Source organism: Streptomyces sp. NPDC058685 (genome assembly GCF_042714725.1).
Classification (GTDB): Bacteria; Actinomycetota; Actinomycetes; order Streptomycetales; family Streptomycetaceae; genus Streptomyces.
Genome location: NZ_JBHXSL010000069.1, coordinates 1 through 18,749, shown reverse-complemented (window position 1 = coordinate 18,749; position 18,749 = coordinate 1). Strand labels below are relative to the sequence as shown.

General features: G+C 72.7%; 17 protein-coding genes. 11 read left to right on the top strand and 6 right to left on the bottom strand.

The features are described from left to right. Positions 1-124: 124 nt before the first annotated feature. Complete coding sequence (locus ACFWU3_RS33135) at positions 125-1,159, top strand: NUDIX domain-containing protein (protein ID WP_384444822.1); 1,035 nt, start codon at positions 125-127, stop codon at positions 1,157-1,159. Positions 1,160-1,261: 102 nt separating this feature from the next. Here ACFWU3_RS33135 and ACFWU3_RS33130 read toward each other — a convergent pair whose 3' ends face one another. Then, the gene (locus tag ACFWU3_RS33130; protein WP_384444820.1) at positions 1,262-2,626 is read right to left on the bottom strand and encodes a dipeptidase; all 1,365 of its coding nucleotides are present in this window, start codon (positions 2,624-2,626) and stop codon (positions 1,262-1,264) included. 110 nt (positions 2,627-2,736) lie between these two features. Between ACFWU3_RS33130 and ACFWU3_RS33125 the strand changes: the two genes are divergently transcribed. Further along, on the top strand, positions 2,737-4,005 hold the full coding sequence (locus ACFWU3_RS33125) for a geranylgeranyl reductase family protein (protein WP_384444818.1): 1,269 nt from the start codon (positions 2,737-2,739) through the stop codon (positions 4,003-4,005). A 287-nt stretch (positions 4,006-4,292) separates the two neighbouring features. Here the strand turns inward: ACFWU3_RS33125 and ACFWU3_RS33120 are convergent, their stop codons facing one another. Then, positions 4,293-4,742, bottom strand: coding sequence for a nitroreductase family deazaflavin-dependent oxidoreductase (locus tag ACFWU3_RS33120; RefSeq protein WP_384444816.1), 450 nt, complete (start codon positions 4,740-4,742; stop codon positions 4,293-4,295). 186 nt (positions 4,743-4,928) lie between these two features. On the opposite strand from ACFWU3_RS33120, the gene ACFWU3_RS33115 reads away from it, so the two are divergent. The 3 genes from ACFWU3_RS33115 to ACFWU3_RS33105 all read left to right on the top strand — a co-directional run bounded on the left by ACFWU3_RS33115 (position 4,929) and on the right by ACFWU3_RS33105 (position 7,755). Beyond that, positions 4,929-5,645, top strand: a complete 717-nt coding sequence (locus ACFWU3_RS33115) for a TetR/AcrR family transcriptional regulator (RefSeq protein ID WP_384444815.1) — start codon at positions 4,929-4,931, stop codon at positions 5,643-5,645. A 203-nt stretch (positions 5,646-5,848) separates the two neighbouring features. Beyond that, entirely contained in the window at positions 5,849-7,093 is a 1,245-nt protein-coding gene (locus ACFWU3_RS33110) for a histidine kinase (RefSeq protein ID WP_384444813.1), read from the top strand. Continuing rightward, positions 7,090-7,755, top strand: coding sequence for a response regulator (locus ACFWU3_RS33105; RefSeq protein WP_384444811.1), 666 nt, complete (start codon positions 7,090-7,092; stop codon positions 7,753-7,755). The genes ACFWU3_RS33110 and ACFWU3_RS33105 overlap by 4 nt, the downstream gene beginning before the upstream one ends. Here ACFWU3_RS33105 and ACFWU3_RS33100 read toward each other — a convergent pair. Together ACFWU3_RS33100 and ACFWU3_RS33095 are read right to left on the bottom strand one after the other, a co-directional pair. Beyond that, positions 7,716-8,021 carry a DUF6332 family protein gene (locus tag ACFWU3_RS33100; protein WP_384444809.1) on the bottom strand — a complete coding sequence of 102 codons (306 nt, stop codon included), beginning with the start codon at positions 8,019-8,021 and terminating at the stop codon, positions 7,716-7,718. The genes ACFWU3_RS33105 and ACFWU3_RS33100 overlap by 40 nt on opposite strands. 145 nt (positions 8,022-8,166) lie before the next feature. After that, positions 8,167-9,642, bottom strand: a complete 1,476-nt coding sequence (locus tag ACFWU3_RS33095; RefSeq protein ID WP_384444808.1) for an MFS transporter — start codon at positions 9,640-9,642, stop codon at positions 8,167-8,169. Between the two features lie 86 nt (positions 9,643-9,728). Between ACFWU3_RS33095 and ACFWU3_RS33090 the strand changes: the two genes are divergently transcribed. Further along, positions 9,729-10,130: a MarR family winged helix-turn-helix transcriptional regulator gene (locus ACFWU3_RS33090; RefSeq protein WP_384444806.1), complete on the top strand. Its 402-nt coding sequence runs from the start codon at positions 9,729-9,731 to the stop codon at positions 10,128-10,130. A 159-nt stretch (positions 10,131-10,289) separates the two neighbouring features. On the opposite strand, the gene ACFWU3_RS33085 is transcribed toward ACFWU3_RS33090, so the two are convergent. Continuing rightward, positions 10,290-11,033: a maleylpyruvate isomerase family mycothiol-dependent enzyme gene (locus ACFWU3_RS33085; RefSeq protein WP_384444804.1), complete on the bottom strand. Its 744-nt coding sequence runs from the start codon at positions 11,031-11,033 to the stop codon at positions 10,290-10,292. A gap of 121 nt (positions 11,034-11,154) precedes the next feature. Next, entirely contained in the window at positions 11,155-12,375 is a 1,221-nt protein-coding gene (locus ACFWU3_RS33080; RefSeq protein WP_384444802.1) for an MFS transporter, read from the bottom strand. A 76-nt stretch (positions 12,376-12,451) separates the two neighbouring features. Here ACFWU3_RS33080 and ACFWU3_RS33075 point away from each other — a divergent pair, with 76 nt between their 5' ends. From ACFWU3_RS33075 to ACFWU3_RS33055, 5 genes are all read left to right on the top strand, one after another. Next, positions 12,452-13,666 (top strand): ROK family protein, encoded by a 1,215-nt coding sequence (locus tag ACFWU3_RS33075; protein ID WP_384444800.1) that lies wholly within the window; start codon positions 12,452-12,454, stop codon positions 13,664-13,666. A 150-nt stretch (positions 13,667-13,816) separates the two neighbouring features. Continuing rightward, entirely contained in the window at positions 13,817-14,662 is an 846-nt protein-coding gene (locus tag ACFWU3_RS33070; protein WP_384444798.1) for a YhjD/YihY/BrkB family envelope integrity protein, read from the top strand. 236 nt (positions 14,663-14,898) lie between these two features. Further along, a complete protein-coding gene (locus ACFWU3_RS33065; protein ID WP_384444796.1) occupies positions 14,899-15,189 on the top strand; it encodes an SHOCT domain-containing protein in 291 nt (96 codons plus the stop codon). Beyond that, positions 15,186-15,986, top strand: coding sequence for an ABC transporter ATP-binding protein (locus tag ACFWU3_RS33060; RefSeq protein WP_384444794.1), 801 nt, complete (start codon positions 15,186-15,188; stop codon positions 15,984-15,986). Before ACFWU3_RS33065 ends, ACFWU3_RS33060 begins: the two co-directional genes overlap by 4 nt. Next, positions 15,983-18,553, top strand: coding sequence for an ABC transporter permease (locus tag ACFWU3_RS33055; protein WP_384444792.1), 2,571 nt, complete (start codon positions 15,983-15,985; stop codon positions 18,551-18,553). Before ACFWU3_RS33060 ends, ACFWU3_RS33055 begins: the two co-directional genes overlap by 4 nt. The last annotated feature ends 196 nt before the right edge of the window (positions 18,554-18,749 follow it).

Here is an 18,749-nt window from a genome sequence, read left to right as displayed (position 1 = left end):
TGGCCGCGAATGGGCAACAGCACGGACACAGTTGCGTCCGCGATCAGGCTCCCGGTTCCCCCCACGGGTTTCCGTGGCAGGGTGTTGCGGGCAATCCACTGTGGGCTACGGAAGAGGGGGAACCGTGATCGTCTGGGTCAACGGTGCGTTCGGAGCGGGCAAGACCACCACCGCGCGCGAACTGATCGATCTGATCCCGAACAGCACGCTGTACGACCCCGAACTCACCGGTGGCGGACTCCGCCGCCTGCTGCCGCCGAAGCGGCTCGCCGAGGTGAGCGACTACCAGGACCTGCCGATCTGGCGACGGCTCGTGGTGGACACCGCCGCGGCCCTGCTCGCCGAGCTCGGCGGCGTTCTCGTGGTGCCCATGACCCTCCTGCGGCAGGAGTACCGCGACGAGATATTCGGCGGCCTCGCATCCCGTCGCATCCCGGTCCGGCATGTGCTTCTCCGCCCGGATGAAACGATCCTGCGCGAGCGGATAGCCACCCGCGAGGAGCCGGACACACCGGATGCCGAGCAGCGCGTACGCCAATGGGCACTCGACCACATCGAGCCGTACCTCGCGGCCCTCGACTGGATCCGCGAGGACGCGCTCGTCGTCGACAACGGCAGTCTTGACCCCCGCAGCACGGCGCAGCGGATAGCCGACGCGGTCAGCAGCGGTGAGGCCCCGGTCTGCGAGATCGTGCAGACCCCCGAACCGACGGCCGAGACACTGGCCGCCGGTGTGCTGCTCTTCGACGAGGAGGACCGGGTGCTCCTCGTCGACCCCACCTACAAGCCGGGCTGGGAGTTCCCCGGCGGTGTCGTGGAGCGCGGTGAGGCTCCCGCGCAGGCCGGGATGCGCGAGGTCGAAGAGGAGCTCGGCATCCAACTCGACCGGGTGCCCAGCCTCCTGGTGGTCGACTGGGAGCCGCCGCGCCCGCCCGGGTACGGCGGGCTGCGACTGCTCTTCGACGGCGGACGGCTTCAGGGCCGCGTGGCCGGGCAGGTTCTGCTGCCCGGATCGGAACTGCGCGGCTGGCGCTTCGTGGGCGAGCAGGAGGCCGCCCACCTGCTGCCGCCCACCCGCTACGAGCGGCTGCGCTGGGCTCTGCGGGCGCGCGAGCGGGGGACGGTGCTCAACCTGGAGGCCGGCGTTCCCGTCGGCTGAACTTCCGCACGGCGCCTGTGCAGCGGCACCGGGCTGTCGGGGCCGGACTGTTCGGGACCGGGCGGCTTCGCGGAACGCGGAAGCCGCCCGGTCCCGGTCGGCTCAGCCCTGCTTGGACACCGCGTAGTTGACGAGGAAGTGTGCCTCGGCGACGGACAGCCGCTCCAGCTCCTCGGGCGACACGGACTCGTTCACCGCGTGGATCTGCGCCTCCGGCTCGCTCAGCCCGATCAGCAGGATCTCCGACTCCGGGTACAGGGCGGCGAGCGTGTTGCACAGCGGGATGGAGCCGCCCATGCCGGCGGTCTGCATCTCCTCACCCGGGTAGGCGATCCGCATCGCGTCGGCCATCGCCGCGTACGCCGGGCTGGAGACGTCCGCCTGGAATGCCTGGCCCTGGCCGGTCTGCTCCACGGCGACCCGAGCGCCCCACGGCGTGTGCGCCTCCAGATGTGCGGCCAGCAGCTTCGTCGCCTGCGCCGCGTCCTGCCCCGGCGGCACCCGCAGGCTGATCAGCGCGCGTGCACCCGCCTGCACGGACGGCGTCGCGCCCACGACGGGCGGGCAGTCGATGCCGAGGACGGTGACGGCAGGGCGCGCCCAGATGCGGTCCGCGACCGATCCGGAACCGATCAGCCCCACGCCCTCCAGCACCTTGGCGTCCCGGCGGAAGTCGGACTCCGGATACTGAAGCCCCTCCCACGTCGCCTCGCCGGCCAGACCGTCCACCGTCGTCGAGCCGTCCTCGGCGCGCAGGGAGTCCAGCACGCGGATGAGCGCGGCCAGGGCGTCCGGGGCGGCACCGCCGAACTGGCCGGAGTGCAGATTGCCTTCGAGGGTGTCGACCTGGACGCGGAGCAGGGTCATACCCCGCAGGGTGGCGGTCACCGTCGGCAGCCCCAGCCGGAAGTTGCCGGCGTCGCCGATGACGATGGTGTCGGCGCGCAGCAGCTCGGGGTGAGCCTCGGCGTACTGCTCCAGCCCGCCCGTGCCCTGCTCCTCCGAACCCTCGACGATCACCTTGATGTTCACCGGCACACCGCCGTTCGCATCGAGGGCGCGCAGGGCGAGGAGATGCATGATGAAGCCGCCCTTGCAGTCCGCGGCTCCGCGGCCGAACCAGCGGCCGTCGCGCTCGGTCAGCTCGAAGGGCGGGGTCACCCAGGCGTCGAGGTCCAGCGGGGGCTGCACGTCGTAGTGCGCGTACAGCAGGACGGTGGGCGCGCCGGCCGGGCCGGGCCGGTACCCGTACACGGACTGGGTGCCGTCAGGGGTGTCGAGCACGGCGACGTCCTGGAAACCCTCGGACCGCAGGGCGTCGGCGCACCAGTTCGCCGCGGCCTCGCACCCGCTCCGGGGGAACTGCGCGGGATCCGCCACCGACGGGAAGGCCACCAGCTCCGTGAGCTCCGCCTTGGCGCGGGGCAGCAGGGATGCGACGGTCTCGGCTATCGGATCGGCGGTCATGGGCACGCTCCTCGTGGGTGCGACGTTGTGTGCTGTGTGTACGGCAAATGCGTGGCCGATCCTCCCACAGCGGTGGTGGGGTGGCCGCGCCGTAGGATGCCGTCGAGAGCATGGGGCACGCGTCGGATCGGGAGCAGAACCACATCGTGAGCAGCGAGAACGGTGTCACCGGGGCAGGGGAAGCACAGGAGCGCGACGAGACGGTGTGGGACGTGGTCGTCGTCGGCGCCGGACCCGCGGGCGCCTCGGCGGCGTACGCGGCGGCGGTGGCCGGCCGTCAGGTGCTGCTGCTGGAGAAGGCCGAACTGCCCCGCTACAAGACCTGCGGCGGCGGCATCATCGGTCCCTCGCGCGACAGCCTGCCGCCCGGCTTCGAGCTGCCTCTGCTCGACCGGGTGCATGCGGTCACCTTCTCGATGAACGGCAGGCTGGCGCGTACGCGCCGGTCCCGCAGGATGCTCTTCGGGCTGATCAACCGGCCGGAGTTCGACGCCGGCCTGGTCGAGCAGGCGCAGAAGGCGGGCGCGGTTCTGCGCACGGGCGTCACGGTCTCCCGCGTCGAGCAGCACGGTCCCGCGGTCCCCGACCGGCGCACGGTCGCCGTGGTGACATCGGACGGCGAGACGGTCCTGACCCGCGCCGTCGTGGGGGCCGATGGCAGCGCCAGCCGCATAGGGGCTCATGTCGGTGTGAAGCTCGACCAGGTGGATCTCGGCCTGGAGGCGGAGATCCCGGTGCCCGCGTCGGTGGCGGAGGACTGGGCGGGGCGGGTGCTCATCGACTGGGGCCCGATGCCGGGGAGCTACGGCTGGGTGTTCCCCAAGGGGGAGACGCTGACCGTCGGTGTGATCTCGGCCCGCGGCGAGGGCGCGGCGACCAAGCGCTATCTGGAGGACTTCATCGCCCGGCTGGGACTCGCCGGCTTCGAACCCTCGATCTCCTCGGGACACCTGACCCGGTGCCGAAGCGACGACTCGCCGCTGTCCCGGGGCCGGGTGCTGGTGTGCGGTGACGCGGCAGGGCTGCTGGAGCCGTGGACCCGCGAGGGGATCTCCTTCGCGCTGCGCTCGGGCCGGCTCGCCGGGGAGTGGGCGGTACGGATCTCGGAGGCCCACGACGCCGTGGACGCTCGCCGGCAGGCCCTGAACTACGCCTTCGCGATCAAGGCCGGTCTCGGTGTCGAGATGGGCGTCGGGCGGCTCATGCTGAAGATCTTCGAGCGCCGTCCCGGACTGCTGCACGCGGCCATCAGCGGCTTCCGTCCGGCGTGGAAGGCGTTCGCGGACATCACCCGCGGTTCGACGACGCTCGCCGGCATCGTGCGGACGAACGGGATGGCCCGGCGGGCGCTGGAGGCGCTGGACCGGCGCGGGGGCTGACGGCTCCGGGGTGGGTGGGCCCCGGTGGTACGGCGGCTGGGTTCTGAGCGCCGCGGCGGAGGTCCGACGGTGCCGCGGGTCGGTGCGGGCGGTGCCGCGGGCCGGGTCCGGCCGCTTCCGGGTCGGTTCTGGCGGCGTCGAGGGCGGGAGCCGGCGCGATCGCGCCGGGTTCCGACGGTGTTCGAGCCGTGCGGGTGCCGTGGTGCGCCGGAGGTCCGGTGCTGAGGATGTCCGAGGGCGGGTGCCGATGAGGCGCCCGAGCTCCGGTCCCGACCGCGGGCACCGGCTCAGCCGGTCACCGTGATCCGGAATACCGGGTGCTTGTGGGCGGCGGCGAGCAGTTCCTCGTCCGTGGACTTGGCGTTCACTTCGCCGAAGAAGCGTCCGACCTCCCAGCCCCAGCGCTCGAGGTAGGTGCGGAGCAGGGCGGGCTTCTCCTCGTCGGCGAGCTCGACGGCGGTGAAGAGCTGGGTCTTGCGGCCGAGCTGCAGCCGGCCGCCGCCTGCGGCCCGCAGATTGCGCACCCACTGCGAGTGGCCGCGGGCGGAGATCAGGTAGGGCCCGCCCTCGTAGGGGAGGGGGTTGACCGGGATGCTTCTCCACTCGCCGCTGGTACGGCCGCGGACGGAGAGTTCCGCGGTGCCCATCAGGCTGATGCCTCGACGGGCGAGCCAGGCGATCGAGCCGTTGATGATGGTGTCGAGGCGGCCGGGCTTGATGTAGTGCGTCTGCGACATGACGGTCCTCGGGTTCGAGTGGTGTGTGGCGCTCGGATGCGAGAGCACTGCTCTCGCTTGAGAGCAGTGTGCACCCATGAGATGCTCCAAAGCAAGAGCAGTGCTCTCGAAAGTGGCGACGTCTCGCCAACCGGATCGGCGCTCTCGTAATAGTGCGGTGCTCTGAAACGTGAGAGGCTGTGCACCATGACCGCGATCCGTGGGGCCAGGGAACGAGCCCGTGTCGAAGTGACCGCCGCCATCAAGGACGAGGCGCGCAAGCAGCTGGCGGCCGAAGGCGCGTCGAAGCTGTCGCTGCGCGCCGTCGCCCGTGCGCTGGGCATGGTCTCCTCCGCCCTCTACCGGTACTTCCCGAGCCGCGACGATCTGCTGACCGCCCTGATCGTGGACGCCTACGACGCGGTCGGCGCCGCCGCCGAGGCGGCACTCGCCGGCGCCCCCGCCGCCGGTCCGGGCGACGACATCGCCCGCTGGACCGCGGTCTGCTCCGCCGTCCGTGCGTGGGCGCTCGACCACCCCCATGAGTACGCGCTGATCTACGGCTCGCCGGTGCCCGGCTACAGCGCGCCGATGGACACCGTCGGACCCGCGTCCCGCGTCGGCCTCGCCCTGATCTCGGTCGCCCGTGACGCCCACCGCGCCGACGGTCTGGCGCTCCCGCCGCTGGAGCAGGCGTTGCGCGCCGAGGCCGACCGGCTCACGGCCGACATCGCCCCCGATCTGCCGCCGCCCGTCGTCGTGGCCCTCGTCGCCTCATGGTCCCAGCTGTTCGGGCTCATTTCCTTCGAACTGTTCGGCCAGTTCAACCGGGTCGTCGAGGAACGCGACGTCTTCTTCGCCCACACGGCGGCCCGCCTCGCGCACGAGGTCGGACTGCGGAGCCCGCGGGGCGCGGGGACCTGACGCGGACGGGCGGCCGGCCGCGGCCCCGCACCTGTGCGCCCTCACCCCACGTACCGGCCCCGCCCCTGCCACCAGCCCCGCCCCCTCGCCCCACTCACCAGCCACGCCCCCGGCCCCCCGCCTCCCGTACTCCCCAGGGAGTACTCCTGATCGCCACGCCCGGCTGACGCCCCGCGGCCCGGTGCGCGTCTAGCGTGGCCGGTATGGATGAGCAGCACACGCGTGCCCGGGGCGGCGGTCCCCCCTGGGTGCGGCGTCCGGGGGGAGAACCGCCACCGCCCCTGCGTCTGTGGGAGGCGCGGCGCAACGCCCAGGTGATTCCCTGGCCGTCGACCCTGGTCCTCGCCGTCTTCGTGTTCGTCGGCTCGCGCTACGCCGCGATGGGGCAGCCGGACCGGGTGAGCCTCGATACGCTCGCACGTGTACTCCTGCTCGCGGGTCCGGCCGTCCTGCTGCTCCGCAACCGGTGGCCCGTCGTCTCCGTCTTCGGCGTCTGCGCCGTCACCCTCGTCTACTTCGCCCTGGGCTACCCGTACGGGCCGGTCTTCATCTCCGTCGCGGTCGGAGCCTTCGCCGCGGTGACCTCCGGCCACCGGCGTGCGGCCTGGTGGGCCGTCGGAGGGCTGTGGGCCGGGCATCTGCTCGTCGCGCACTGGCTCTTCCGCTATCTGCCCCCGGGCAAGGACGACGCGGCGCCGTGGGGACAGGAACTGGTCATCGCCGCCTGGGTGGTGGCGATCCTCGCCGCCTCCGAGCTGGTCCGCGTCCGGCGCGAGGTCTGGGCGCGTGAGCGTGTGGAGCGGGCGGCCGCCGAGAAGCGCCGCGCCGACGAGGAGCGGCTGCGTATCGCCCGCGAACTCCACGACGTGCTCGCGCACTCGATCTCGGTGATCAACGTCCAGGCGGGTGTCGGTCTCGCGCTGCTCGACTCCGACCCCGAGCAGGCACGCACCGCGCTCACCACCATCAAGGCCGCGAGCAAGGAGGCGTTGGGGGAAGTCCGTCAGGTCCTGGACACGCTGCGCACGCACGGCGACGCCCCGCGTGCACCGGCTCCGGGACTCGACCGGCTGCCCGAACTCGTCGACCAGGCCGCGAGCGCGGGCCTCACCGTCGAGATCGAGACCGAGGGAACGCGGATCCCGCTGTCCCCGGGCACCGATCTCGCGGCCTTCCGGATCGTGCAGGAAGCCCTCACCAACGTGGTGCGGCACTCGGGTTCGCGCGCCGCGCGGGTGCGGATCGCGTACGCGCCCGGACGGCTCGACCTCCGCGTCGACGACGACGGACCGGCCACCGGCTCCGAGGCCGGCGGGAGCGGCAATGGGCTGGCCGGAATGCGGGAGCGGGCCGCCGCGCTGGGTGGCACGATCGAGGCGGGTCCGCGCGCCGACGGTGGCTTCCGTGTCCGTGCCGACCTGCCCGTGCAGCCGAAGGAGACGATGTGATCCGCGTACTGCTCGCCGATGACCAGCTGTTGGTCCGGGCGGGGTTCAGGGCCCTGCTGGACGCCCAGCAGGACATCGAGGTGGCCGGTGAGGCCGCCGACGGCGAGGAGGCGGTGCGGCTGGTGCGTGAACTGGCCCCGGACGTCGTGCTCATGGACATCCGGATGCCCCTGCTCGACGGGCTCGCGGCCACCCGCAGGATCACCGGCGACGAGCGGCTCCACGACGTGAAGGTCGTCATGCTGACCACCTTCGAGCTCGACGAGTACGTCTTCGAGGCGATCCGCGCCGGCGCCTCGGGCTTTCTGGTGAAGGACACAGAACCGGAGGAACTGCTGCGCGCGGTACGGGCGGTGGTGGGCGGCGACGCACTTCTGTCGCCAGGGGTGACGCGACGGCTGATCGCGGAGTTCGCGGCCCGTTCCAAGGAACCGAAGGACGCGGAGGGGCTCGGTGAACTCACCGAGCGCGAGCGCGAGGTGATGGCCCTGGTCGGCATCGGCCTGTCGAACGAGGAGATCGCGCGCCGGCTGGTCGTCAGTCCTCTGACTGCCAAGACGCACGTCAGCCGCACCATGGTGAAGCTGGGGGCCCGCGACCGGGCCCAACTCGTCGTCCTGGCCTATGAGTCGGGGTTGGTGCGGCCCGGCTGGCTGGGCTGAGCGGGCGCGGTCGAGAACCGCCAGAGCACGGTCACCAGCCGGAGGACGAAGGCGACAGCGGCAGCGGCGACGCCGGCGAGGAGCAGTCCGCGTTCGACGGCGTGCGGCATCGTGAACATGGCCTTGGGTCCGGCGATCACACCGAAGACCAGCGCGGCGACGAGCACCGCACTCAGCAGCGCATAACCGATCTCGACCGTGATCGCGTCACGGTCCGCCTGGGTCCGCCGTCTCTTGTCCGGCACGCCCGCCCCCTTCGGCTCCATGTCCCGAAGTGTCACAGGCCGGTGGCCGGCGGGCAAGGAGCCCACCGGCCACCGTCTCCCCCCGTGGGAAGGGCGGCGTCGGTCGCCGCCGCCCCGGGAGCGTCCGCCGGTCCTCGCCGGACGCTCCCTGCGAGCGGGGTGCCGGTCAGTCGCCGACCGCCACCCGCTCGGGCTCGGGTTGGGGCACCGACGTGGCGACCAGTACGCCGCCGCCGGTGCGCCGGGTGCGCAGCCCGGTCAGTGTGATGAGCAGCCCGGCGGCCGCGACGACGGTCACCACCGCGAGGCCCGGACGGAAGCTGTCCAGCACCTGCTGGCGAGAGCCGCCGGTGTCGCCGGCCGTGATCACCGCGGTCACCACGGCGAGGAAGATCGCACCGCCGACCTGGATCGACGTGTTGAGCAGACCGGAGACCATGCCCTGCTCATGGTCCTCGACGCCGTTGGTGGCCTGGATGTTGAGCGAGGGGAAGACCAGCGCGCACGCCGCGCCGAGCAGCAGCATCGACGGCAGGATGACCGCCGCGTAGTTCGGTGCGAGGTCGATCCTCAGGAACAGGGCGTACGCGACGACCAGGAATCCGAAGCCGAGGGCGATCACGCGCGGTGTGCCGAACCGGTCCACGACCGAGCCGATCTTCGTCGAGGAGAGGGCCACGAGCGCGCCCGCGGGCAGGAAGGCCAGCGCCGTCTCCAGGGCGGACCAGCCCAGCAGGGACTGCATGTACTGGGTGACGAGGAACTGGAATCCGACGTACGAGCCGAAGAAGAAGGCCGCGCCGAGGTTCGCGCGGATCTGGCTGCCGGAGCGCAGTACGCCCAGCCGGATCAGGGGGTGGGAGCTACGGCGTTCGATGGTGACGAAGGCGGTGAGCAGGGCGGCCACGGCGAGGAAGGACAGCAGCGTACGGGCGGAGGCCCAGCCCGCCTCCGGTGCCTGGACGACGGTGAAGACGAGCAGGAGCATCGAGGCCGTGCCGGTGACGGCTCCGGGCAGGTCGTATCCCTTTCCGGAGTCCTCGCGGCTGCTGCGCGGGATGAGCTTGATGCCGGCGAGCAGGGCGATCAGGGCGATGGGCGCGGGGAGCAGCATGGTGAGGCGCCAGCTGACCTCGGTGAGCAGCCCCGACAGCACGAGGCCCATGGAGAAGCCGGTGGCGGCGCAGGTGGTGTAGATGGCCAGCGCGCGGTTGCGCTGCGGGCCTTCCTTGAAGGTCGTGGTGATGATCGACAGTCCGGCCGGCGCGGTGAACGCGGCGCTCAGGCCCTTGATGAAGCGGCTGGCGATCAGCAGCGGTCCGGAGTCGACGAGCCCGCCGAGCAGGGAGGCGACGGCGAAGACGGCGAGCGCGATGAGGAAGACCCGGCGGCGGCCGAGCAGGTCGGCGGCGCGGCCGCCGAGGAGCAACAGGCCGCCGTAGCCGAGGATGTAGCCGCTGACGATCCACTGCAGGGTCGAGGTGGACAGATCGAGATCGGTGGCGATCGACGGCAGGGCGACGCCGACCATCGAGACATCGAGCGCGTCGAGGAACATCGCGGCGCAGAGCACGAGCAGCGTGCCCCACAGTCGAGGGCTCCAGCGCTCCTGCGCCAAGGGGACGTTGGGCGGAGAGATCATGCGCAGCACAGTACATGCACATGCATTCAATGCAAGTGCATTTAATTCCGATGCAACAAAGTAGGCTTTTCTGCTAGCGTGCGCTCATGGCAGCGAACAGGTCCGAGCGCGCACTCGTCGACGAGTGGCGCGATGTGCTGGCGCTGCACGCCCGGACGATCTGCGAGCTCGACCGCGAGCTCCATCAACACGGGCTCGGCGCCAGTGACTTCGAGGTCCTCGACGTACTCGCTGAGGAGTCGGCCGCGGACGGCGACTGTTCGTTCCGGGTGCAGGAGCTCGCGTCCCGCGTTCACCTCAGCCAGAGTGCGCTGTCGCGTCTGGTGGCCCGTCTGGAGAAGGACGGGCTGGTCACCCGCGGTATGTGCAGCGAGGACCGCCGCGGCGTGCGGGTCGCGCTGACCGATGCGGGCCGGGCCCGCCACGCCGAGGTCCAGCCGCTCCAGCGCGCCGTGCTCTCCCGGATGCTGCCGGGCGCCACGGCCTGAGCCGTCGCCACTGTCCGAAACCGGGCGCCACAGCCTGATCCGTCGCCGCTGCCACGGCCCGACCTCGGCGACGCCTGCCTCGACCGAGTGTCATGGCCCGACCCCGGCGAGGCGGCCGGGCGGCCGTCCGCCTGGGCGCGTCCCGCCGCCGGGCCTGCGCTACGACCAGGTGACGGCCGACTTCTCCTGCCACTCCCGGGCGAGTTCCGTGTCGCCGGTGACCGTTACGGCGCTCAGGGGCAGCCGGTTCCACAGCGTGAAGTAGAGCTGTTCGGCGGTGCCGATGAGCTCGCAGTCCGCGGCCACCTCCGCGATCGGTTCCGTACGCGGCGCGTCCGTCGAGATCCACATGGTCCACACGTCGTCCGTGTCGAGCGGCCGTACGCGCAGGGCGCGCGGCACCTCGGAACGCAGTCGGCTCCTGGTGCGGCCGTGGAAGCCGGAGAGCAGTTCGGCGATGCCGTCGACGGCGAAGTCGGCGGGCACCGGGCCGGGCTTGCCGCTCAGCGCCGACTCGGCGTCGGCACGGTGGATCGCCGTCTCGTGCGCCTGCCGCCGGGCCCAGAACGCGAGCGGAGAAGGGGCCGGCAGGAACGTCCAGCACCGCACATCGGCCGGTGACTCGGTCAGCGCCCCCACGAGGAGGCCGTGGCCCTCGCGGAACCACTCGATCAGTTCGTCGCCGTCGAGATCGTTCTCGGGTGCGGCGGGACGGAACTCCTCATGGCCCTCCGCGACGAACGCGGCGGCCCAGCGGTGCACCATGCCGACGTGACGCAGCAGATCACGCATCTGCCAGCCCGGACATGTGGGCACCGGCGCCGCCGGGTCCGTCCGAGTGGCCGCGGCGGCCAGCAACTGGCCTTCCCGTACGAGTGATGAGATCAGCTCGGCGGTCTCCATGCCGCAGATTGTGCCACTCGGTTCATGCCCGGTGGGGCCGTCGCGTCAGGCGACCGGCGTGAATGCGCCCCCCTGTGCGCCCCCACCGGACGGGCCGACGGCGGTGTGCCCCGACGAGCGGTCAGGCGTCCTGTGGCGCGGTGGCGTTCCGGGCCGCCCAGCCGATCAGCGCCGCACCCGCGGCCAGTGCGGCGACCGTGGTGAGCGCGACGGGCAGCGAGAACCAGTCGGCGAGGAACCCGATCGCGGGCGGTCCCAGCAGCATGCCGCCGTATCCGAGCGTGGAAGCTGCGGCGACCCCGCCGGGTCCGGCGAGCGCGCCCGCGCGGGCCACGGCCACCGGGAAGATGTTGGCCAGGCCGAGGCCCGCCACCGCGAAGCCGAGGAGCGCGAGCCACACGGTCGGGGCGAGCGAGCCCAGCAGCATGCCGGCCGCAGCCGTCGTGCCGCCCGCGACCAGCGTGCGGGTCTGTCCGAGCCGCTCCAGCAGGGTCGTGCCGGTGAGACGGCCGGCCGTCATCGCGAGGGCGAAGAGGGAGTATCCGATGGCGGCTACGCCGGGGTGGGCGTCCAGGTCCTGCTCCAGGTGCAGCGCGCCCCAGTCGGCCATCGCGCCCTCGCCGTACGCCGTGCAGAGCGCGATCACGCCGAAGACCGCGACGAGCCTGCGGGTGCGGCCCGTGAGCCGGTGCGGCGCCGGGTCCTGCGGGGCGCGCTCGGTGACCGGAGCCGCCTGGCCCAGCAGCACGCGGCCGACGACGGCCGTGACCAGTAGACCGATGACGGCGAGGAGCAGCAGATGCACGGTGGGGGACAGGCCGCCGGCCACCAGGGCTCCCAGCCCCGCACCGACCATGCCGCCGAGGCTGAACGCCGCGTGGAAGCTCGGCATCACCGGGCGCCGGAGCGCGGCGACCAGGTCGACCGCGGCGCTGTTCATCGCCACGTTGATCCCGCCGTACGCGGCGCCGAAGACGAGCAGGACGAGACCGAGCGCGAGCGTCGAGTGCGTCAGCGCGGGGAGCGCGATGCTGAGCGACATCAGTACGGCACTGGCGACGGTGACCGGATGGCTGCCGAAGCGGCGGCACAGCCGGCCGGTGAGGGTCATCGTCACGACCGCGCCCGCCGAGACGCCGAGCAGTGCGAGTCCGAGGTCGCTCGCGGACGCTCCGGTCTGCTGCTTGATCGCGGGGATGCGGACCACCCAGCCGGCGAAGAGGAAGCCGTCCAGGGCGAAGAACACGGTGAGGGCGGTGCGGAGGCGGGACAGGGGGAGTGGGGCGGTGTTTCCGCTCGGGCCCCCCGGTGCGGCCGTCCGTAGTTTGTTTAGGTGCGGCACAAACTCAGCATAGGGGTGGGGGCCCGATCCGGACAAGGCGGCTGCGCAACGGCTGGATCATGGGAGACTCGCCACCATGAACGGCAAGGTGACGAGCACCAGATCAAGGCTGGAGAGGGGCCGCGGCGCCCTCGGCCCCGCGCTGGAACTGGTTCACACGGGACGCGCGCCGACCCGCGCGGTGCTCACCGCCGAACTCGGGGTCACCCGTGCCACCGCCGGAGCGGTCGCCGCCGAACTGGAGGCCCTGGGCCTGATCAGGGTCGACTCCCGCCCCGGCGCCGCCGCCGGATCGCAGGGCCGACCCTCCCACCGGCTCTCCGTCGACGACACGGGCCCGGTCGTCCTCGCCGCCCAGGTGCACGCCGACGGCTTCCGCGCGGCCCTCGTGGCACTCGGCGGCCGGACCGTCGCCACCGCCCCCGGATGCGTCACCGTCTCCGCCGACCCCGCCCAGGTGCTCGGTGAGGTCGTCGCCGCGGGCGCCGCGCTGCTGCGCGAGAGCGGCCGGCGCTGCGTGGGCGCCGGCCTCGCCGTACCGTCCGCCGTCGCCGAACCCGAGGGCACCGCCCTCAACCCGCTCCACCTCGCCTGGCCCGCGGGCGCTCCGGTGCGCGACATCTTCGCCGAGCGGGTCCGCGCCGCCGGCATCGCGGGACCCGCCTTCACCGGCAACGACGTCAACCTCGCCGCCCTCGCCGAGCACCGGCACGGCGCCGGCCGCGGCGCGCAGCACCTGCTCTGCGTCGCCACCGGCCACCGCGGCGTCGGCGGCGCGCTCGTCCTCGACGGACGCCTGCACACCGGCAGCGCGGGCCTCGCGCTGGAGGTCGGCCATCTGACGGTCAACCCCGAGGGCCGCGCCTGCCACTGCGGAAGCCGCGGCTGCCTCGACGTCGAGGCCGACCCCCTGGCCTTCCTCACCGCCGCGGGCCGCGACCCCGGACCCGAGGTCTCCCTGCTGGAGCAGTCGAGAGAACTACTGCGCACGGAGTACGCCGATCCCGGTGTACGAGCCGCCTGCGAGGAGCTGATCGACCGTCTGGGCCTCGGGCTCGCCGGGCTCGTCAACATCCTCAACCCCGACCGCATCATCCTCGGCGGACTCCACCGCGAGCTGCTGGGGGCGGACCCCGAGCGGTTGCGGGCCGTCGTCGCCGACCGCAGTCTGTGGGGGCGCAGCGGTGGTGTGCCGATCCTCCCCTGCACGCTCGACCACAACAGCCTGGTCGGGGCGGCCGAACTGGCGTGGCAGCCGGTCCTGGACGACCCGCTGGGCGCACTGCTCTGACAGGTCGTGTCCCCAAGCCCGTACCGGCAGGACGGGAGGCACGGACGCTCGTCCCGGGGCATCGGCGGGCACGTCCTCGGGGCATGCGCCGGCACTCGTCCGGGGGCATGATGGACGCTTCGCGACGTATGAGCGGGTAGTCGACGACCTATGACCCACAAGCCCTCCGGTGCACAGCCCCCTGCGCACCGGTTTCAGCACCTGCGCGACAGGTTCATGGCCTCATGGGCCGGCCTCGCGTGGTCGCGCGGTCGCGAGCTGGAGCTGATGCACCGGGCCATGGGATTCGCCGCTCTCGGCTTCCTCACCCTCGTACCACTGCTGATCGTGGTCGCGGCGGCCGATCCGGCGAGCGGCCAGGGCTTCGCCCGCTGGCTGGGGCAGGCCCTCGGCGTCTCCCCGGCCTCCGAGGACGAGGTCGGGCGGCTCTTCGGAGTACCGGGTGCCGCGCTTCAGCGCACCACCGCCTTCGGTCTCGCGGCGCTCACCGTCTTCGGTCTGACCTTCGGCTCGGTGGTGCAGACCGGTTACGAGAAGGTGTGGGACCTGCCGACGGCCCGCTGGCACACCATGTGGCGCCACGTCGTCTTCCTCGCCCTGCTGATCGTCTTCCTGCTGGCCTTCGTCAACACGCCCAACCCGCTGGACTCCGCCCTCGGTGCCGCGATCGGTGTACTGGCGGATCTGATCGGCACCTGCGCCTTCTTCTGGGTCGCCCAGCGGGTGCTCCTCGGCGGCCGGGTCCGCTGGAGCGCGCTGTTCCCCGGGGCGGCCGCCACCGCGCTCGGCCTGCTCGGGCTGCGGATCTTCTCGCAGCTCGTCTTCTCCCCGCTGATCGCGTCGAACACCGTTGTCTACGGCCCGATCGGGACCGTGCTCGTCATCCAGTCCTGGCTCGTCGGTGTCGGCGTGGTGGTGTACGGCGGCGCGATCGCCGGGCGCATCGTGCACGAGCACCGCGTCCACCGCCGGATGGCGGAGGCGGACGAGGAGTGACCCCGGCCCCGGACCGGGCGCCCCTGACCCCTGACCTCTGACCCCTGACCACGGCCGTACGGACCGGGCGGCCCTCACCGCCGGCGGGTGCGGGGAGCAGCCGTGAACGCCCCGCGTACTCCCCGGGTGGTACGCGTACTGCCGCTGGCCGTACGACGACGTCGGCCCCCTGCGGCGGGAGCCTCGGTAGCGACAAGGAATCACGCACCACCTTCGCCACCGAGGAGTTGACCGAGATGAACACCCTGGCGCACACAGGCGGGCCCGGCCCGTGGATGCTCTTCTTCCCGCTGGTCTGGGCGGCCGTCGTCGTCGGCGTCGTCACCCTGGCGCGCCGCACCGGCTTCGGGCGCGGACGCCGCGGCCCCGGCCCCTGGAACCAGCGCCCCGCGCACGGCGAGAACTCGCCGATCGCCCTCCTCGGCCGTCGGTTCGCCGCCGGCGAGATCGACGAGGACGAGTACTGGCGCCGGCTGTCCGTGCTCGACGAGCAGTTCGGCCGCGTCGGCAAGGACGGTGCGGTGTGAACACCACGACCGGGACCACCACCGTGTCCGTGACCCGTACGTGGGCCGCGGCGCGCGTGGTCGACGCCGTGAAGGTCTACGGCAGGGGCGACACCGAGGTGAGGGCCCTGGACGGGGTGAGCGTCGACTTCCCGGCCGGCCGTTTCACCGCGATCATGGGGCCCTCGGGCTCAGGCAAGTCCACGCTGATGCACTGTGCGGCCGGCCTCGACACCCTCACCTCGGGCTCGGCCCTCATCGGCGACACCGACCTCGGCACGCTCGACGACCGCAGGCTCACCCTGCTGCGCCGCGAGCGCATCGGCTTCGTCTTCCAGGCGTTCAACCTCATCCCCACGCTCACCGTCACCGAGAACATCACGCTCCCCCTGGACCTCGCCGGCGACCGGCCGGACCAGGAGTGGCTCGACGCGCTCATCGACACCGTGGGACTGCGCGACCGCCTCGGCCACCGGCCCGCCGAACTCTCCGGAGGCCAGCAGCAACGGGTCGCCGTGGCGCGCGCCTTCGCGGGCCGGCCCGACGTCGTCTTCGCCGACGAGCCCACCGGCAACCTCGACTCCCGTTCGGGCGAAGAGGTGCTGCGTCTGCTGGGCCGTGCGGTGCGCCGGACCGAGCGGACGGTGGTGATGGTCACGCACGACCCCGTCGCCGCCGCCCACGCCGACGAGGTCGTCTTCCTCGCCGACGGACGGCTCGTCGACCGGATGGAGGCCCCGACCGCCGAGCGCGTCCTGGACCGCCTCAAGGCGTTCGACGTTCGCGACCGCGACATCCCCGGGGAGGCGTCGGCATGAGCAGCAGCCGCGCCTCCCTGCGCCTCAGCCTCAGCTCGCTACGGGCCCACAAGCGGCGCTTCGCGGGAACGTTCACCGCCGTACTGCTCGGCGTCGCCTTCCTCACCGGCACCCTCGTCATGGGCGACACGCTGCGCGGCAGCTTCGACAGCATGTTCGCCAGTGCCAACGGTGGCACCGACGCCGTCGTCCGCAGCTCCAACGTCGTCACCGTCCCCGGTGACGCCCAGGGGACCCGGCAGAACGTGCCCACCGATCTCGCCGCCCGCATCGTGGGGATCGCGGGCGTTGCCGCCGCGGAGCCCAGCATCCAGGGCGCGGGACAACTCGTGGGAGCCGACGGCGAGCCGATCGGGGGGCAGGGCCCTCCGACGGTCGCCGGCAACTGGATCGCCGACACCGGACTCAACCCGTACCGGCTCGCCGAGGGCCGCGCCCCCGCCCGTACCGGCGAAGTCGTCGTCAACCGGGGGGCCGCCGAGACGGGCGGGCTGGAGATCGGTGACCGTACCGTCCTGCGCACCCCCGACCCGGTGCGGGTGACGGTCGTGGGACTGGCCACCTTCGGCGGCGAGGACGGCATGGGGCAGGTGACCTTCACCGGTATGACCCGGGGCGACGCCGAGAGGTACCTCACCCCGAGGCCAGGTGAGGCGGCGTCCATCCAGGTGCGGGCCGGGCCCGGCACCGGTCAGCAGGAACTGGTCGACGCGCTCGGCCCCGTGCTCCCCGCGGGCGTCGAGGCCATTACCGGACAGGCGTCCACCGAAGAGAACCAGGACATGATCTCCGGTCAGTTCCTGAGCCTGTTCACCACCTTGCTCCTGGTCTTCTCCGGCATCGTCCTGCTGGTCGCCACCTTCTCCATCCACAACACCTTCGCCATCGTCATCGCCCAGCGGACCCGCGAGAACGCGCTGCTGCGCGCCCTCGGAGCCTCCCGCCGCCAGGTCGTCGGCTCGACTCTCGCCGAGGCGAGTGCCGTCGCGCTCGTCGCCTCCGGTGCCGGGCTGCTCGGCGGTATCGGTATCGCGGCCGGACTGCGGGCGCTGTTCCCGGTCATCGGATTCCCCTTCCCCGAGGGCGGCCTGGTGATCAGCGCTCTCTCCCTGCTGCTGCCGCTCGCCGTCGGGGTGCTCGTCTGCCTCGGCTCGGCGCTGATGCCGGCCGTGCGCGCCGGACGCACCGCCCCGCTGGCGGCGCTGCGCGAGACGGCCGTCGACCGGTCGGCCGCCTCGGTGAAGCGTGCCCGCACCGGCGGGGCCGTGGCGCTCGCCGCCCTCGCCGTCATCCTCGTCGGCGTCCTCGCGACCCCGTCCATCTGGCTTGCCGCCACCGGCGCGGTCCTCGCCCTCGCCGCCTTCGTGGTACTGGGCCCGGTCGCGTCCTCGTACGCCGTACGGACCCTGGGCGCACCGCTCGACCGGCTGCGCGGCGTCTCCGGCAGGCTGGCCAAGCGCAACGCCCTGCGCAGCCCGGGGCGCACGGCGGCGACCGCCACCGCCCTGATGATCGGCGTCGCGGTCGTCTCGCTCTTCACCGTCTTCGGCGCCTCGCTCAAGGCCACCATGGACCAGACGGTCTCCCGCTCCTTCGCGGGCGATGTCGCGGTCAGCGCGCCCTCGTTCGGCGCGGGCGGCAGCGGGCTCAGCCCGAGGCTCGCCCCGGCCATCGCGGCGCTGCCCGAGGTGGAGACCGCCGTCGGTCTCGGCCAGGGCGTCGCCGAGGTCGACGGCGCGGGCCGTCAGCTGACGGTCAGCGATCCGGTCGCCCTCGGCAGGGCGTTCGATCTCGGCACGGTCCGGGGCTCGCTCGACGGGCTAGGCACCGACGGCATGGCCGTGGCGGCCACCGAGGCCGGGAAGCGGGGCTGGAAGCCCGGCTCGACGGCCGACGTCACCTTCACGGACGGCACGTCAGAGACCTTCACCGTGCGCGCCGTGTACGAACAGGCGGAACTCGCGGGCGACTACGTCATCACCCGCGCGGCCTGGGCCCCGCACCGCGGCCAGGACTCCGACACGCTGATCGCCGTCGGCTTCGAGGACGGTGTGCCGGCCGCGGACGGCACGGCAGCCGTCGAGAAGACCGCGTCCGCCTACGGCAACCCCGAGGTGCAGACCCGCGAGGAGTACGCGCGGTCCGCGGCGGGCGCCATCGACATGATGCTCACTCTGGTCTACGCACTGCTCGCGCTGGCCGTCGTGATCGCCCTGCTGGGCATCGCGAACACGCTCACGCTCGCGATCCACGAACGCACCAGGGAACTGGGCCTGTTGCGGGCCGTCGGCCAGACGAGGACCCAGCTGCGTGCCATGGTGCGCTACGAGTCCGTGCTGGTCGCCGCGTTCGGCACGGCCGGCGGACTCGCACTCGGCGGACTGCTCGGCTGGGTGCTGGTCAAGGCGTCCGAAGGCACCGGCGACACGTCCTTCGCCTTCGCGCTGCCGCCCGGCCGGCTCCTGGTGGTGGCACTCGTCGGCCTGGTCGCCGGAGCGGTCGCGGGCTGGCGGCCCGCGCGCCGCGCCGCGCGCCTGGACGTGCTGCGGGCCATCGCGACGGAGTAGGGCCCCTTTCAGAAGTCCCGCCTGCCCCGCGCCGCCCGGCACGCACACGCGCGATGTCGGCGGAGTCGCCCAAGTACGTCCCTACGAGGGCGATCTCCCCCGGCCTCCGGCGGGGGCGCCCCCACCGCCTTGCGATGGCACGCACCGGACGCCGCAGGGCCCCGCCCTGCGGGCGGACGGCGCTCCTTCTGAACCC

Bases quoted from the DNA above. Each gene is read 5' to 3' on its own strand.
- ACFWU3_RS33130 (WP_384444820.1), bottom strand. From the start codon at position 2,626: ATGACCGCCGATCCGATAGCCGAGACCGTCGCATCCCTGCTGCCCCGC.
- ACFWU3_RS33125 (WP_384444818.1), top strand. From the start codon at position 2,737: ATGGGGCACGCGTCGGATCGGGAGCAGAACCACATCGTGAGCAGCGAG.
- ACFWU3_RS33120 (WP_384444816.1), bottom strand. From the start codon at position 4,742: ATGTCGCAGACGCACTACATCAAGCCCGGCCGCCTCGACACCATCATC.
- ACFWU3_RS33115 (WP_384444815.1), top strand. From the start codon at position 4,929: ATGACCGCGATCCGTGGGGCCAGGGAACGAGCCCGTGTCGAAGTGACC.
- ACFWU3_RS33110 (WP_384444813.1), top strand. From the start codon at position 5,849: ATGGATGAGCAGCACACGCGTGCCCGGGGCGGCGGTCCCCCCTGGGTG.
- ACFWU3_RS33100 (WP_384444809.1), bottom strand. From the start codon at position 8,021: ATGGAGCCGAAGGGGGCGGGCGTGCCGGACAAGAGACGGCGGACCCAG.
- ACFWU3_RS33095 (WP_384444808.1), bottom strand. From the start codon at position 9,642: ATGATCTCTCCGCCCAACGTCCCCTTGGCGCAGGAGCGCTGGAGCCCT.
- ACFWU3_RS33090 (WP_384444806.1), top strand. From the start codon at position 9,729: ATGGCAGCGAACAGGTCCGAGCGCGCACTCGTCGACGAGTGGCGCGAT.
- ACFWU3_RS33085 (WP_384444804.1), bottom strand. From the start codon at position 11,033: ATGGAGACCGCCGAGCTGATCTCATCACTCGTACGGGAAGGCCAGTTG.
- ACFWU3_RS33075 (WP_384444800.1), top strand. From the start codon at position 12,452: ATGAACGGCAAGGTGACGAGCACCAGATCAAGGCTGGAGAGGGGCCGC.
- ACFWU3_RS33070 (WP_384444798.1), top strand. From the start codon at position 13,817: ATGACCCACAAGCCCTCCGGTGCACAGCCCCCTGCGCACCGGTTTCAG.
- ACFWU3_RS33065 (WP_384444796.1), top strand. From the start codon at position 14,899: ATGAACACCCTGGCGCACACAGGCGGGCCCGGCCCGTGGATGCTCTTC.
- ACFWU3_RS33055 (WP_384444792.1), top strand. From the start codon at position 15,983: ATGAGCAGCAGCCGCGCCTCCCTGCGCCTCAGCCTCAGCTCGCTACGG.